The 16258-nt window shown below is 69.0% G+C and carries 12 protein-coding genes; 5 read left to right on the top strand and 7 right to left on the bottom strand.

All coding sequences use genetic code 11. The features are described from left to right. Positions 1 to 4: 4 nt before the first annotated feature. The 7 genes from AB0C38_RS23255 to AB0C38_RS23225 form a co-directional block, all read right to left on the bottom strand. On the bottom strand, positions 5 to 1408 hold the full coding sequence (locus AB0C38_RS23255) for a GH1 family beta-glucosidase (RefSeq protein WP_360676809.1): 1404 nt from the start codon (positions 1406 to 1408) through the stop codon (positions 5 to 7). A gap of 41 nt (positions 1409 to 1449) precedes the next feature. Next, positions 1450 to 2457, bottom strand: a complete 1008-nt coding sequence (locus tag AB0C38_RS23250; RefSeq protein WP_360676807.1) for an ABC transporter ATP-binding protein — start codon at positions 2455 to 2457, stop codon at positions 1450 to 1452. After that, positions 2454 to 3446, bottom strand: a complete 993-nt coding sequence (locus AB0C38_RS23245) for an ABC transporter permease (protein ID WP_360676805.1) — start codon at positions 3444 to 3446, stop codon at positions 2454 to 2456. The genes AB0C38_RS23250 and AB0C38_RS23245 overlap by 4 nt, the downstream gene beginning before the upstream one ends. Position 3447: 1 nt before the next feature. Beyond that, positions 3448 to 4428, bottom strand: a complete 981-nt coding sequence (locus tag AB0C38_RS23240) for an ABC transporter permease (RefSeq protein WP_360676803.1) — start codon at positions 4426 to 4428, stop codon at positions 3448 to 3450. Further along, entirely contained in the window at positions 4425 to 5543 is a 1119-nt protein-coding gene (locus AB0C38_RS23235; RefSeq protein WP_360676801.1) for an ABC transporter ATP-binding protein, read from the bottom strand. Before AB0C38_RS23235 ends, AB0C38_RS23240 begins: the two co-directional genes overlap by 4 nt. Positions 5544 to 5561: 18 nt before the next feature. Beyond that, entirely contained in the window at positions 5562 to 7190 is a 1629-nt protein-coding gene (locus AB0C38_RS23230) for an ABC transporter substrate-binding protein (RefSeq protein ID WP_360676799.1), read from the bottom strand. A gap of 250 nt (positions 7191 to 7440) precedes the next feature. Next, positions 7441 to 8628 carry an ROK family transcriptional regulator gene (locus tag AB0C38_RS23225; protein ID WP_360676797.1) on the bottom strand — a complete coding sequence of 396 codons (1188 nt, stop codon included), beginning with the start codon at positions 8626 to 8628 and terminating at the stop codon, positions 7441 to 7443. 201 nt (positions 8629 to 8829) lie between these two features. Here AB0C38_RS23225 and AB0C38_RS23220 point away from each other — a divergent pair, with 201 nt between their 5' ends. From AB0C38_RS23220 to AB0C38_RS23200, 5 genes are all read left to right on the top strand, one after another. Then, entirely contained in the window at positions 8830 to 10065 is a 1236-nt protein-coding gene (locus AB0C38_RS23220; RefSeq protein WP_360676795.1) for an ROK family transcriptional regulator, read from the top strand. 477 nt (positions 10066 to 10542) lie between these two features. Further along, on the top strand, positions 10543 to 11769 hold the full coding sequence (locus AB0C38_RS23215) for a family 16 glycosylhydrolase (protein WP_360676793.1): 1227 nt from the start codon (positions 10543 to 10545) through the stop codon (positions 11767 to 11769). Positions 11770 to 11847: 78 nt separating this feature from the next. Further along, on the top strand, positions 11848 to 12915 hold the full coding sequence (locus AB0C38_RS23210) for a ricin-type beta-trefoil lectin domain protein (RefSeq protein ID WP_360676792.1): 1068 nt from the start codon (positions 11848 to 11850) through the stop codon (positions 12913 to 12915). 29 nt (positions 12916 to 12944) lie between these two features. Beyond that, entirely contained in the window at positions 12945 to 14777 is a 1833-nt protein-coding gene (locus tag AB0C38_RS23205; RefSeq protein ID WP_360676790.1) for a ricin-type beta-trefoil lectin domain protein, read from the top strand. Next, the gene (locus AB0C38_RS23200; RefSeq protein WP_360676788.1) at positions 14774 to 16141 is read left to right on the top strand and encodes a ricin-type beta-trefoil lectin domain protein; all 1368 of its coding nucleotides are present in this window, start codon (positions 14774 to 14776) and stop codon (positions 16139 to 16141) included. The genes AB0C38_RS23205 and AB0C38_RS23200 overlap by 4 nt, the downstream gene beginning before the upstream one ends. The last annotated feature ends 117 nt before the right edge of the window (positions 16142 to 16258 follow it).

The raw sequence follows: 16258 nt of genomic DNA, 5'->3' as shown, positions 1-16258 counted from the left end.
TGCGTCAGCTGCCGCGGACCCGCCTGACCGTGTCGCGGTAGAAGTAGCCGCTCTGCTTGATCGTGCGCTCCTGCGTCTCGTAGTCCACCCGGATCAGGCCGAACCGCTTCGCGTACCCGTACGCCCACTCGAAGTTGTCCAAAAGGGACCACGCGAAGTACCCGCGGACGTCCGCACCCGCGTTGCGCGCCGCCGCCACCGCCGCGATGTGCGAGGCCAGGTACGCCGTGCGCTGCTCGTCGCGGACGAAACCGTCGGAGTCCGGGTCGTCGTCGAACGCCGAGCCGTTCTCCGTGATGTACATCGGCAGGCCCGGGTAGTCGCGACCCAGCCGGGTCAGCAGCTCGGTGAACTTGTCCGGCAGGATCTCCCAGCCCATCGCCGTCGTCGGCTCGCCGAACGGGACCGTCCGGGACGTCGGGACGCCGTCCGAGTCCACCGCGCTGCCCTGCTCGTCGACGCCGGAGAACTGCTGGCCGAAGTAGTAGTTGACGCCCAGGAAGTCCAGCGGCGTCGAAATCACCGAAAGGTCGCCGTCCTGCACCGGCAGCTTGACGCCGCGGGCCGCGAGGTCGTCGACCACGTCCGCCGGGTATTCCCCGCGCACCAGCGGGTCCAGGTAGATCCGGACGCCGAGGCCGTCCGCCTGACGCGCCGCGCGGACGTCCTCCGGGGAGTCCGTCGCCGGGTCGGCCGTGCACATGTTGAGCGTGATGCCGAACTCCGTGTCCGGCGGCGCGGCCTCACGCATCCGCTGCGTCGCCAGGCCGTGGCCCAGCAGCAGGTGGTGCACCGCGTGCAACCCGGCCGCGTAGTCACGCCGGCCCGGCGCCATCACGCCGTGCACGTAGCCGTGCATCGCCGAGCACCACGGCTCGTTCAGCGTCGTCCAGTGGCGGACGCGGTCCTTGAGCCGGTCGAACACCAGCATCGAGTAGTCCGCGAAGCGGTACGCCGTGTCACGCGCCGGCCAGCCGCCCGCGTCCTCGAGCTCCTGCGGCAGGTCCCAGTGGTACAGCGTCAGCCACGGCGCGATGCCCTTGCCGAGCGTCTCGTCGACCAGCCGGTCGTAGAACCCGATCCCCGCTTCGTTGACGGTGCCGCGGCCGCGCGGCTGGACCCGGGGCCACGCCACGGAAAACCGGTAGGTGTCCGCGCCCAGCTCGTCCACGAGCCCGATGTCCGCGGGCATCCGGTGGTAGTGGTCGCACGCGATGTCACCGTTGTCATTGTTGTCGATCGCCCACGGGACCTGGCAGAAAGTGTCCCAGATGGACGGTGTGCGCCCGTCTTCGGAGACCGCACCTTCGATCTGGTACGCGGCGGTGGCCACGCCCCAGCGGAAGTCCGGCGGCAGGCTGTCGATCAACGCCTGCTGCTGCGCGGTCGCGGCTGTGGTCTCGGTCAAGGCAGGTCTCCTCCAGTGGTACCGGACAGGACGGACGGCGTTCAGGGAGTTGCGGCGCTGGTACCGACGGGGTGCAGGAAACACGCCACTTCGCGCGACGGGTCGCCGCCCGGCAGACCCAGCTCGGGCACCTTCGAGTCGCACGGCTCGAAGGCCTTGGGGCACCGCGGGTGGAACGCGCAGCCGGCCGGCATCCCGCGCGTGTCCGGCGGGGAACCCGGGATGCCGCTGAGCTCTCGGCGCGGCCCCCGCAGGGCAGGGAACGAGTTCAGCAGGCCGTGGCTGTACGGGTGCAGCGCGTCCCGGTAGAGCTCGGCCGCCGGCGCCTGCTCGACGATCCGGCCGCCGTACATGATCGCGATCCGGTCCGAGAACTCCACCAGCAGCGAAAGGTCGTGCGTGATGAACAGGACCGAGAAGCCCAGCCGCTCCCGCAGTTCCACGAGCTGGCCGAGGATCTGGCGCTGCATCACGACGTCGAGCGCGGTGGTCGGCTCGTCCATGATGACCACGCGCGGCTCCAGCGCGAGCGCCATCGCGATCATCACGCGCTGGCGCATGCCGCCGGAGAGCTGGTGCGGGTAGGCCTCCAGCCGGTCGGCCGAAATCCCGACCAGCTTGAGCAGGTCGCGAGCGCGGGCCACCCGCCCCGACCGCGTCGACCGCGGTTCGTGCGCCTTGATGACGTCGACGAGCTGGGTGACGACCTTGTGCACCGGGTTCAGCGAGTTCATCGCGCCCTGGAACACGATGGACGTCTCCGCCCAGCGGAAGTCGCGCAGCTGCTTGTCCGTCAGCTTCAGGACGTCGTAGGGCTCGCCGTCGGCGGGGTGGTAGAGCACCTGGCCGCCGCGGATCACGCCCGGCGGCGCCAGCAGCCGCGTCAGCCCGTAGGCCAAAGTGGACTTCCCGCTGCCGCTTTCCCCGGCCAGACCGAGGACTTCGCCGCGGTGCAGCGTCAGGTGCACGTCCCGGACCGCGCGCACGGCCTCGTCGCCGACGCCGTAGTCGACGTCCAGGCCCTTGATCTCCAGGACCGGGTCCATCATGACTGTTCCTCCCGCCCGAGCACGGGCGTGAAGCCCACGCGCATGCGATGCGTCCGTCCGTCGGCGCCCTTGACGCGCGCCTTGCCGCTGCCGCGCAGCCGCGGGCTGACGAACTCGTCGATGCCGAAGTTGAGCAGGGACAGCGCGGTGCCGAGGATCGCGATCGCCAGCCCGGCCGGCACGAACCACCACCACGCGCCCTGCGCGAGGGCCTGCTGGCTCTGCGCCCAGAACAGGATCGTGCCCCAGTTCCAGTTGGACAGTCCGGAGACGCCGACGAACGCGAGCGTGATCTCCGACATCACGGCGAAGATCACCGTGCCGACGAAGCTGGACGCGATCACCGCGGTCAGGTTGGGCAGGATCTCGAAGAAGATGATCCGCCACGTCGACTCGCCGGTCGCCCGGGCCGCTTCGACGTATTCCCGGCCTCTCAACGAAAGTGTCTGTGCGCGCAGGACTCGCGCGCCCCACGCCCACGACGTGAACCCGATGATCACCGCCACCAGGTAGTCGCCGCCGGTGGGCACCGCGCTGCCGATGATGATGATCAGCGGCAGCGCCGGGATCACGAGGAACACATTGGACAGTGCGGACAGTCCTTCGCCCGGTGTCCCGCCGAGGTAGCCGGACGTCACGCCGACGATCACGGCGAGGATCGTCGCCACGATCCCGGCGGTCAGCCCGACGAGCATGACGCTGCGCGTGCCGACCAGCACCTGGCTGAAGATGTCCTGGCCGAGGTGGGTGGTGCCGAACCAGTGCCGCCCCGACGGCCCCTCCAGCAGGTCGTTGCTGCGCGCCGACGGGTCGTACGGCGCGATCCACTCCCCGATGACCGCGATCACCACGAAGAAGACGATGACGGCGAGCCCGGTGACGGTCTTGCCACCGGTCAGGAACCGGAACCGGCGGCGCTTCGCCCGGCCGGCGATCGCGTCGACGGGGAGAGCTTGGGCGGCTTTGACGTCCGCCGCGGGTACGGCCATGTCAGCTCTCCTTCCGGGTGCGGGGGTCGAGCGCGAGGTAGGCGACGTCGGCGAACAGGTTCGCCACCAGCACCGACAGCGTGATGATCAGGAAGATGCCCTGCATCAGCGGGTAGTCCTGCGAGCCGACCGCCTGGAACAGCTGGTAGCCGACGCCGGGGTAGGAGAAGACGATCTCCACCAGCAGCGTGCCGCCGACGATGAACCCGAGCGCCAGCGCGAAGCCGGACACACTCGGCAGCAGCGCGTTGCGCGCGGCGTACCCGACCATCACCCGGCGCTCGGGCAGGCCCTTGGCGTGCGCGACGGTGACGTAGTCCTCCGACGCGACGGTGACCATCATGTTGCGCATGCCCAGGATCCAGCTGCCCATCGAGCTGATCAGGATGGTGATCGCGGGCAGCAGGCTGTGCTGGATCGCGCTGCCGATGAACCCGCCGTCCCAGCCGGGCACCACACCCGGGTCGTAGCCGCCGGACGACGGGAAGAAGCTGCCCGGACCGGCCAGCAGCGCCAGCGCGATCAGGCCGAGCCAGAAGTACGGGATCGACGAGAGGAACGTCGTCACCGGCAGCAGGCCGTCGACCCACGAGCCGCGCTTCCAGCCGGCCACCACGCCGAGCCCGGTGCCGAGCGCGAAGCCGACGATCGTGGTGATGCCGACCAGGATGATCGTCCACGGCAGGCTGTCGCCGATCAGCTCCGAGACCGGCGACGGGAAGAACGTGAACGAGATCCCGAGGTCACCGCGGAAGAGCTGGCCCCAGTAGTCGAAGTACTGGGAGATCAGGCTTTCGTTCTTGTCCAGCCCGAAGAGCGTGTACAGCGACTGCATCGCTTCCGCGCTGATCATGCCCTGGTTCTTGGCGATCAGCGACTGCACCGGGTCGCCGGGGATCAGCCGCGGGATGAAGAAGTTGATGGTGACGGCGGCCCACGCGGTGAAGACGTAGAAGGCCAGCCGCTGCAGCAGGAACCTCATCGGGCGGCTCCGTCGTACAGCCAGCACGCGGCCCAGTGGCCGGGCGCGTCGTCGACCTCGAACCGCGGCGGCAGGTCGGTCTTGCACCGCTCCATCGCGACCGGGCAGCGCGGGTGGAACCGGCAGCCCGGCGGCGGGTCGATCAGGCTCGGCGGCTCGCCGGCCCCGCGCTCGGCGGGCACCTCGCCGGGGTCGAGCTCGTCGCTCCCGCCGGCCAGCCGGTCGGGGTCGGGCGCGGAGTCGATGAGCAGCCGCGTGTACGGGTGCGCCGGGTTCTGCGTGATGGTCTCGCTGTCGCCGCCCTCGACCATCCGGCCCGCGTACATCACCATCGTCTCGTCGGCGAAGTAGCGCGCCGACGCGATGTCGTGCGTGATGTACAGGATCGCCAGCTCCAGGCGCTCCTTGAGGTCCCGCAACAGGTTCAGCACGCCGAGCCGGATGGAGACGTCCAACATGGACACCGGCTCGTCGGCCAGCAGCGCCTCCGGGTCGGCGCCCAGCGCCCGCGCGATCGCGACGCGCTGGCGCTGCCCGCCGGACAGCTCGTGCGGGAACTTGTCGATGTACCGCTCCGGCGGCGTCATCTGCACGCGGGAAAGCAGTTCGTGCAACGACTTCTCGAGGTCGTCGCCCGCCCGGCCGTGGATCTTCAGAGCCCGCGTCAGGTGGTAGCGCACGGTGTGCACCGGGTTCAGCGACGCGAACGGGTCCTGGAAGATCATCTGCACCCGCCGGGCGTAGGCGCGGAACGCCCGGCCACGGCGGATGTTCACGGTCTCGCCGTGCAGCCGGATGTCCCCGCCGGTGCGCGGGTAGAGCCCCGCGAGCAGGCGGGCGACCGTCGACTTGCCCGAGCCGGACTCGCCGACCAGCGCGGTGACCCGGCCCCGCCGGAGCATCAGGGTCACGTCGTCGACGGCCTGGACGGCCCGCCGCGGGCCGGCCAGCGCGGCGCGGCCCTTCCGCCGGACCGGGAAGTGCTTGGTGAGCCCGGCCGCCTCGAGCACCACCTCGCTCGAGGTGGGGAGGCCCCCCTCCGACCCGACGGCGATGGGGTCGGAGGGGGCGGGGGCGGCCGCGTCGCCGCGGCCGTCCCCGTGTTCAGTCGTCACAACCGAGTCCGCCATAGGTCAGGCCGCGGGCTTCAGGTGCAGGACGATGTCGAGCGCGTTGCGCAGCGTGGGCTGCGCCGGGCCGTACGGGTTGGCCTCGTCCGGCCAACCGACCCAGTTCTTCGTGCTGTACTCGCCGCCCGAGTTCGCCGCCGACGTCGGGATCATCGGCTGCTGGTCGATCATGATCTTCTGCAGCGTCGCCATGGCGGCGGTGCGGGCGGCGTCGTCCTCGGCGTTGGCGTAGGTCGCGAGCGCCTGGGTCGCCTCGTCGTTCTTGTAGCGGCCGTAGTTGCCGTTGATGCCACCCTGGCCGGTCGGCTTGTAGCGGCTGCCGTCCATGACGTCGCGGTACATGTCGTACGGCGTCGCACCGTCGTTGGTCCAGTGCATCAGACCCTCGAAGTCACCGGTGTCGACCGACTTGATCCACGCGTCCTGGTTCATCTTCTCGACCGTCGCGGTGATGCCGATCTGCGACAGGTTGTCCTTGATGATCTCCAGGTCGGTGATGTAGTCCGACCAGCCCGACGGCACGGTGAGCTTGAGGGTGACCGGCTTGCCGCCCGGGTCCGTCAGCTTGTCGCCAGTGAACTTGTAGCCCGCGCCGGTGAGCTGCGCCTTGGCGGCCGGGACGTCGACCTTGACCGTCTGGCCCTTGTACTGCGGCGCGATGAACGGGTCGCCCGCCGGCGTCGGGATGCCGGTGACCTGGTCGTTCTTCGGGTAGAAGTAGCCGGCCTCACCCTGGTTGAAGATGTCGTCGCGGTTGATCACCTTGCTGACCGCCTGACGCAGCTTCGCGTCGTTCCACGGGGCCTTCTCGGTGTTGAACCACAGGCCGTGGACGGCCAGCTGCGCGGGGAACCACAGCTTGTAGTGCTGCGGGTCCTTGTTCGTGTAGACGGCCTTGTAGTTCGGGATGAAGACGAAGCTCCACTCCGACGCCCCGCTGACCAGCGCCGCGACCTGCGCGTTGTTGTCGGTGTAGGAGGTGTAGCGGATCTCCTTGACCTTCGGCGCTTCCTGCCAGTAGCCGGTGTCGCGCCGGGTGACGATCATCGTCTGCGGCGTGGCCGACTTGAGCGTGTACGGCCCGGTGCCGATCGGGTTCTTCACGGTGTCGAGCGCCGGGTCCTTGATGCCCTGCCAGGCGTGCTTCGGCACGACGAGCGTCTGCAGGATCTTGACCTGGTTGACGAACTGCGAGCTGTCGAAGCCCAGCGTGACCTGGTTGCCGGCCGCGGTGATGTCCTTGAACGGGACCGCGTCGACGTTCAGCGCCTTGTTGTCGCGCAGGAGCTGGAACGTGTAGGCGACGTCCTCGGCGGTCATCGGCTGGTTGTCGGAGAACTTGACGCCGTCACGGACGGTCAGGACGAGCTTCTTGTAGTTGTCCGACCAGTCCCACTTCGTCGCCAGCCACGGCTTGCCGGGCTCCTGCGGCTTGACGCGGTTGAGCATGACCAGGGGTTCGTAGATCATCCACCGGTAGCCCATGTTCGACAGGGCGGACGTCTCGAGGAACGGGTTGTTGTTCTCCGACTGCGGGCCGTCCGGCTTCCCGACGTTGAGCACGGCGTTCGGGTTGCTCTGACCTGCGTCGGAGCTGCTGCTCCCGCACGCGGTCAGGCCACCCAGGGCCATTACTGCCACTAGCGCTGCGACTACTGCGCGCTTGGCTCGCATCGGTTCCTCCTACTGTCATCGACGACGTGCGTGGTGTCGACTGGTAGCGAGCCCCGACCGCCGGCGACCGAACGACGCCCAGAAGTCAACCCGGGTGACTCGGGTCACGTCAATAACACGGCGGTAACGTTTTGTACCTAAGTTTAAGTAATAAAAGAACTGGCGGTCTGGACCTGTCGGTAGCACTACTCCTTGCGACGCAAGGGTTTCAGCCGGTCCGGCCACCCGTGGCGAGCAGCTGCGCGACCGGCAGGGTGGCCGCGCCGAGCGCGACCGCCTCGGGCCCGAGCCTGCCGAGGACGACCTCGGTGCGTCCGGCCAGGTAGTCGAGGGCGTGCCGGCTCACCGCGTCGCGCACGGCGGGCAGGATCGCCGGACCCATGATCGCCCCCGCGGCGCCGGAAAGCACCACCCGATCCGGGCTGAGCAGGTTGATCAGGTTCGCGATGCCGATCCCGAGGTATTCGGCGGCCTCGGCGAGCACGTCGGCGGCCGGGCCCTCGACAGCCGCCTCGGCGACGATGCGGGCCAGCTCGGCGTCGCTTTCGTCCCCGATGACCGGTTCCTTACCGACCCGGTCGGCGTAGTGGCGGACGACCGCCTCGGTACCGACGTAGGCCTCCAGGCAGCCGTACGAGCCGCAGCGGCAGGCCGCCCCGCCCGCCCTGACGACGGTGTGGCCCCACTCGCTGGTCGTGATGTCCGGGTGCGAGCGCCCGGCCGTCGCGACGGCGGCCCCCACGCCCACGCCGAGCAGGGCGACGATGGCGCGTTCGGCGCCCCGGCCGGCGCCGCGCCAGGTTTCGACCTGACCGAGGGTGCGGGCGCGGTTGTCCAGGTGCAGCGGCGCCTCGATGTGCGGGCGGATCAGGTCGGCGAAGGCCACGCCGCGCCAGCCGAGGGTGGGCGCGTGCACGATCCCGCCGTCGCGGACCGCGCCGGGCACGCCGATGCCGACGCCGAACACCGCGTCCGGTTCGCCGCCTTCGAGCACTTCCGCGATGCCGGTTCGCACCAAACCGGCCACTTCGTCCGGATCCAGCCGGGTGCCGACGAGCGGGTGACGCACCGTGCCGAGCGTCCCGAGCGCGCAGTCGAACAGGCCGACTTCGACGTGCGTCTCGCTGACGTCGACACCCACGACGTGGCCGAAGTCGGGCCGCACGGCCAGCAGCGTCCGGGGCCGCCCGCCGTCGGATTCGACCGAGCCGGCCTCCGCGACGACGCCGTCCGCGATGAGCTCGGAGACGACGTTGGTAACGGTGGCGGCCGAAAGTCCCGATTCAGCTACTAGCTCCAGCCTGCTGACGGGGCCTCGGAGGTACAGGGAGGAGAGGAGTGCCGCGCGGTTGTGCCGCCGGAGGTCTCTGGTCGTCTGGCGTACCACCTGGGTCACCGTGGGGATTGTGCCAGACCACCCCCGCTTTTCGGGGGGTCCGGGGGGCGGAGCCCTCCGGCGGGGGGTACGGGGGTTCGACCCCCGGGCACCACAGTGCGACCATCAGTTCGGGACTTAGTTCACTACTTAATACATAGCCATAACTTACGGCGATCGGGCATCCTGTCAGGAGCCGGTAAGAGTTCAGATGGGTTGCCCATGGCGAGCAAGCGCACCACCGTCCGTGATCTGCGGAGGCACAACCGTTCCCTCCTGCTGTCGAAACTGTACTTCGACGGCCCGCTGTCGCGGCACGAACTCAGCCAGCTCACCGGATTGAGTGCGGCGACGGTCAGCAACGTGACCGCCGAACTGGGCGAAGAACGGCTCATCACGGAGGCGGGGCAGGTCGAGTCCGACGGCGGCCGGCCGCGCGTGCTGCTGCGCGTCGACCCGGCGTACGGGCACGTCGCGGGCGTCGACATCGGGGAAACGGGCGTCAAGGTCGAGCTGTTCGACCTGGCGATGAACCGCCTCGCGACGGTCGAGCACCCCCTGCCGAAGGCACCGGACCCGGCGACGGCGGTCGAGCAGGTGACGTCCGGGCTGCGGGAGGTGTTCGCGAGCGCGGGCATCGACGACTCGGCGGTATTGGGCGTCGGCATCGGCGTGCCGGGCACGGTCGAGCAGGGCGCGCGGGTCCTGGTCCACGCGCCGACGGTCGGCTGGGACGCGGTGCCGTTCGTCGCGCTGCTGCAGGACGCCGGCGTCACGCTCCCGCTGTTCATCGACAACGGCGCGAAGACGCAGGGCCAGGCGGAGATGTGGTTCGGCGCCGGCCGCGGGGCGAAGCACGCGGTGATAGCGCTGATCGGCTCGGGCGTCGGCGCGGCGGTGGTGACGGACGGAACGACGTACCGGGGGTCGACGAGCAGCGCGGGCGAGTGGGGCCACACGACGATCGCGTACGGCGGGCAGGACTGCCGCTGTGGAGCGCGCGGGTGCCTGGAGGCGTACATCGGCGCGGGCGGGGTGCTGGCCCGGTACCGGCGGGTGCGCGGCAAGGACGTCCCGGGCGAGGACGAGCAGGCCCAGTTCGCGGCCCTGCTGGAGGCGGCCCCGAAGTCCAAGGCGGCGGCGCGGGTGCTCGACGAAACGGCGGGGTACCTCGGCGCGGGGATCGCGAACTTGATCAACCTGTTCAACCCGGAGCGCATCGTGATCGGCGGGTGGGCCGGGCTGGCGCTGGGCGAGCAGCTGCTGCCGCGAATCCGCGAAGCGGCGAGCGAGCACGCATTGCGGCACCCGTTCAGCCAGACGTCGATCCAGCTGGGATCGCTGGGGCTGGACGCGGTGGCCACAGGAGCGGCGACGTTGCCGGTGGCGGACCTGCTCGACCAGGGCGCGACGTCGAGGATCGCGAAGCCGGGAGCCCCGAGCTCCGACGCGGCCTGAGGCGGCTCCACAGGCGAGCCACCTCGAGAACAAGCACCGACGAGAACCCAGACCCCCGCGCACCCCGATCCGAAGCCACAACACGGCCGGCAGCGCCGGGTCAAGGCATCTTTCCCGCCTTGACCCGGTGTTGCCGACCGTAGTCACAATGACAGCTTCGGGGTGCCGGAAGGCACACCACGGAGTACACCCCAGCCAACCGTGCCCCGCTGATCGGGAACCTCTTCCGCCACCAACCCACCCTTAATTCGGGTTGAAAAAAAATGACCGGCCGACGGTTGCCCGGCTTGTCTGGACCATGCATACTTTGTTGCCAGGCACAACAAAGGTCTGAACCACCTCACGCCCCACCCCCGCCCCCGGGTCGTGAAGCCGGTCGAGCCTGCCGCCGCCCCGGCATGCGAGGCCACCTCCCCCCTCCCCGCGTTCCGTGCTGCGCGCGGAACGCCGGTCCCCCCGGTGAGAGAGGCGACAACGATGTCCACCTCGTTCCGAAAGTTCCGAAGAGCAGCGGCACTCTTCGCCGCTGCCTCGCTGCTGTTCGTCGGACAGCAAGCGCTGAGCGCACCCGCCGCCGAAGCCGCGGCCACCTTCACCGACGACTTCAACGGCCCCGCGGGCGCCGCCGTCGACGGGTCGAAGTGGCAGCTCGAAACCGGCGACAACGTCAACAACCACGAGCGGCAGTACTACACGTCGGGCACCAACAACGCCCAGCTCGACGGCCAGGGCCACCTCGTCATCACCGCCAAGAAGGAAAACCCCGGCAACTACAACTGCTGGTACGGCCGCTGCGAGTACACCTCCGCGCGGCTCAACACGGCCGGCAAGTTCACCCAGGCCTACGGCCACTTCGAGACGCGCATGAAGCTCCCGCGCGGGCAGGGCATGTGGCCGGCGTTCTGGATGCTCGGCGGCGGCAACTGGCCGACCGACGGCGAGATCGACATCATGGAGAACGTCGGGTTCGAGCCGAACACCGTGCACGGCACCATCCACGGCCCCGGCTACTCCGGCGCCGGCGGCATCGGCGCGGGCTACAGCGGCCCCAACTTCTCCGACGACTTCCACACCTACGCCATCGACTGGGCCCCCAACCAGATCAAGTGGTACGTCGACGGCAACCTCTACCAGACGCGCACGCCGTCCGACCTGAACGGCAACCGCTGGGTCTACGACCACGGCTTCTTCCTCATCATGAACCTCGCCGTCGGCGGGTACTGGCCGGGCGACCCCAACAGCAGCACGCAGTTCCCGCAGCAGCTGGTCGTCGACTACGTCCACGTCACCAACGACGTCGGCGGCGGCACCCCGCCGAGCGGGCGCACCGGGCGGATCACCGGCATCGGCGGCAAGTGCGTCGACGTCGCGGGCGCCAGCAGCGCGAACCTCACGCCGATCCAGATCACCGACTGCAACGGCAACGCCGCGCAGAACTGGACCATCGGCACCGACGGCACGATCCGCGCCCTCGGCAAGTGCATGGACGTCAACGCCGCCGGCACCGCCGACGGGACAGCGGTGCAGCTCTACGACTGCAATGGAACCGCCGCCCAGCAATGGGCGATCAGCGGGGCCAAGGACATCGTGAACCCCAACGCGAACAAGTGCCTCGACGCCACCGGCAACAGCTCGGCGAACGGCACCCGTCTGCAGATCTGGACCTGCGGCGGCGGCGCCAACCAGAAGTGGACCACTCCCTAGTCGGCTCACCGGGATAGGCGGGCCCCGCCCGGCTCGCCTATCCCTTCACAATTCCCTTCCCCCACAAGGAGAATTCAAGTGCGGCGATTTCTCGTCGCGCTAATGGGGTGTGCCCTGTTAGCGCTTTCCTTCCTCACCACCGGCTCCGCCCAAGCCGCCGTCGAGGCCGGACCGTCCGCGAGCCAGCTGCTCGCGAAGACGACTTCCTGCCAGCAGATCTCGAACGGCAAGTACTCCTTCGACGAAGGCGGCGCGGCGACCGTGCCCGTCTGCCAGGCCAACGGCGCGGTGTTCTTCAAGGCCGACATGGACATCGACTGCGACGGTGTCCGAACCACACAGTGCAACGAGAACACCGACTGCTGCTTCTACCCCGACACCGCGTTCCACACCTCGACCGACCAGCCGCTCAACGCGGCGCAGCTGCCCTACATCGTGCTGCCGCAGCCGACGTCCACTTGGGACTATCGCAACTACGGCATCGACGGCGGCTCGGTCGTGGCGGTGATCTACAACAACCAGGTCACCTACGCCGTGGTCGGCGACACCGGCCCGACGAGCATCATCGGTGAGGCGTCCTACGCGACCGCGGTCAACCTCGGCATCAACCCCGACCCGAGCAACGGCGGCACCGAGGGCCCGGTGACGTACATCGTGTTCCCGAACACGCACGTCAACCCGATCGAGAACCACACCAACGCCACCAGCCTCGGCGAGCAGGTCGCCACGCAGTTCGCCGGCGGCACCACCACGCCGCCCACCGGCGGCGGCGGGCAGATCACCGGTATCGGCGGCAAGTGCGTCGACGTGAACGCGGCCAGCAGCACCAACGGCACCGCCGTCCAGCTCTACGACTGCAACGGCTCGAACGCTCAACAGTGGACGGTCGGCACCGACGGCACGATCCGCGCGCTCGGCAAGTGCCTCGACGTCACCAGCGCGGGCACCACGAACGGCACCACGGTCCAGTTGTGGGACTGTAACGGATCCAACGCCCAGAAGTGGTCGGCCAACGGCTCGCAGAACCTCGTGAACGCCGGTTCCGGCAAGTGCCTCGACGCCACCGGCAACACCTCCGCCAACGGGACCCGGCTCCAGATCTGGACCTGCGGGTCCGGCGCGAACCAGAAGTGGACGCTCCCATGAGGAAACGCTCTCTCGCAGCCCTCTTAGGCGTGACCGCGCTCGCCGCGGCCACCTTCGCCGTGCCCGCGCAGGCCGCGGGCGAAACCGTGAACGTCTGGCTCACCACCACAGACGACGCCAAGGGTGTCAACGTCACCCGCGGCCTGCAGCAGCAGACGCCGATCAGCTTCACCGCGGGCACCGGCACCGGCGGCCAGACCATCAACGTCAACGAAAACACGACGTACCAGCAGTTCGAAGGCGCCGGCGCGTCGTTCACCGACTCCGCCGCGTGGCTGCTCAACTCGAGCAACCTGCTCAGCGCCAGCACCCGCAACTCGGTCATGCAGAAGCTGTTCGACCCCAATGCGGGCATCGGCATCAGCTTCCTGCGCAACCCGATCGGCGCGTCGGACATCGCACGCTACAGCTACACGTTCGACGACGTGCCCGCCGGGCAGACCGACCCGAACCTGACGAAGTTCTCCATCGCGCACGACCAGACCGACGTCCTGCCACTGACCAAGCAGGCGCTGCAGCTCAACCCGCAGATCAAGGTCATGGCGTCGCCGTGGAGCGCGCCGCCGTGGATGAAGGACAACGACAGCTACCTGCTCGGCTGGGTCGAGTCGCAGTTCTACCCGGCGTACGCGCAGTACTTCGTCAAGTACGTCCAGGCCTACCAGGCCGCCGGCGTGCCGATCAACTACCTGTCGGTGCAGAACGAGCCGACGTGCTGCGCGAGCTACCCGTCGACCAACTGGAACGGCGCGGGGCTGGCGTACTTCACCAAGACCAACCTGCTGCCCGCGCTGCAGAACGCCGGTCTGTCCACAAAGGTCCTCGCACTCGACTGGAACTGGGACCAGTACCAGTCCTTCGCGGCGCCCACAATGGACGACGCGGCGATCCGCAGCCACCCGAACTTCGGCGGCATGGCGTGGCACGGCTACGGCGGCAACGTCTCGCAGCAGACGACCGTGCACAACCAGTACCCGAGCGTGAACGCGTACTCGACCGAGCACTCGGGCGGCACCTGGGTGTCGAACCAGCAGGCCGAGGACATGACGAACATCGTCGACTACACGCGCAACTGGAGCCGCTCCGTCACCAAGTGGAGCCTGGCGATGGACCAGGCGCACAACCCGCACAACGGCGGCTGTGACACCTGCACCGGCCTGGTGACCGTCCACAATGGAGACGGACGCAACGGCCAGGTCGACTACACCGTCGAGTACTACACGATGGGTCACCTGACGAAGTTCGTGAAGCCGGGCGCGTACCGGATCGACTCGAACGACAACTCGACCGTCCGCAACGTCGCCTGGAAGAACCCGGACGGCTCGAAGGCGCTCGTCGCGTACAACACCAGCACGGGCAACCAGAGCGTGCGCGTGAACTGGGGCAACTCCTCGTTCACCTACACCCTGCCGGGCCACACGTCGGCGACGTTCACCTGGGCGGGCAACCAGGGCACCGGCGGCGGGGGTGGCACCGGCAAGACCGGCCCGATCACCGGCCTCGGCGGCAAGTGCCTGGACGTCGCGAACGCCAGCGGCGCGAACGGTGCGGCCGTGCAGTTGTACGACTGCAACGGCTCGGGCGCACAGCAGTGGACGGTCGGCACCGACGGCACGCTCCGCGCGCTGGGCAAGTGCCTCGACGTGACCGGACAGTCCACAGCGGACGGTGCCCAGCTGCAGCTGTGGGACTGCGGCGGGACAGCCAACCAGAGATGGGCGGCAACGGCGGCCAAGGACATCGTCGGGGCGGCGTCGAGCAAGTGCCTCGACGCGACCGGAAACACGAGTGCGAACGGCACCCGGCTGCAGATCTGGACCTGCACCGGCGCCGCCAACCAGAAGTGGAACGTGCCCGCATGAAGAAACGAGTATTGGCAGCGGTGGGCGGCCTGATCGCCGCGTCCGCCGTGGTCCTCCTCCCCGGCGCCGCGCAGGCGGCGACCGGGCCGATCACCGGCATCGCCGGCAAGTGCGTCGACGTCAACGCGGCCAGCAGCGCCAACGGCACCGCGATCCAGCTCTACGACTGCAACGGCTCGAACGCGCAAGCGTGGACGACCGGCAGCGACGGATCGCTGCAGGCTCTGGGCAAGTGCCTCGACGTCACCAGCGCGGGCACGGCGAACGGCGCCCTGATCCAGCTCTGGGACTGCAACGGCTCCAACGCCCAGAAGTGGACGGCCAACGCGGCGAAGAACCTCGTCAACACCGGGTCGGGCAAGTGCCTCGACGCGACCGGGAACTCGTCCGCGAACGGCACCCGGCTGCAGATCTGGACGTGTGCGAGCACGGCCAACCAGCAGTGGACGCTCCCGTCCGGCGGCACGACCCCGCCGCCGACCGGGCCGGGCGTGATGGCCGTCGCGCCGTACCTCTACAACGGCTGGGGCAACCCGCCGAGCCCGCAGACGATCCAGAACGCCACCGGCGTCAAGTGGTTCACGCTGGCGTTCGTCCTGTCCAACGGCTACTGCAACCCGCAGTGGGACGGTGGCCGGGCGCTCACCGGCGGCGTCGACCAGAACACGGTCAACGCGGTGCGCGCGGGCGGTGGCGACGTCATCCCGTCGTTCGGCGGCTACTCCGGCAACAAGCTGGAGTCGTCGTGCGGCAGCGCGGGTGAGCTGGCGTCGGCGTACCAGAAGGTGATCAACGCCTACGGCCTCAAGGCGATCGACATCGACATCGAGGCCGACGCCTACAGCAACCCGACGGTGCAGCAGCGCACGGTCGACGCGCTGAAGACGATCCGGGCGAACAACGCGGGCATCAAGCTGTACGTCACGTTCGGCACCGGGCAGTCCGGTCCGGACAACAGCCTGGTCAACCGGGCGGCGCAGTCCGGGCTCACGGTCGACGGCTGGACGATCATGCCGTTCGACTTCGGCGGCGCCGGCCAGAACATGGGCACGCTCACCCAGCGCGCGGCCGAGGGCCTCAAGAACGTCGTCAAGTCGGCTTACGGCTACGACGACGACACGGCCTACCGGCACATGGGCATTTCGTCGATGAACGGCATCACGGACAACAGCGAGACAGTCACGTTGAACGACTTCACCACCATCCTGGCCTACGCGAACCAGCACCACCTGGCCCGGTTGACGTTCTGGTCGGCCAACCGCGACCGCCCCTGCCCCGGGGCGTACCCGAACGACGACACGTGTTCGGGCGTTTCCCAGCAGGCGTGGGACTTCACGAGGATCTTCGCCCGCTACGCCGGCTGACGCTCCACCCAAAGCCGTGAAGGCCTCCTTACCGGCCATAAGAGCCGGTAAGGAGAGCCGCGTGAGCTCGCAGCCGACGCCCCGGACGGTCTGCGGCGCTTCGACTCCCTCTTCGGC

This window comes from Amycolatopsis sp. NPDC048633 (genome assembly GCF_040650695.1).
Lineage (GTDB): Bacteria > Actinomycetota > Actinomycetes > Mycobacteriales > Pseudonocardiaceae > Amycolatopsis.
This window is presented reverse-complemented; position numbering and strand designations above follow the sequence as displayed.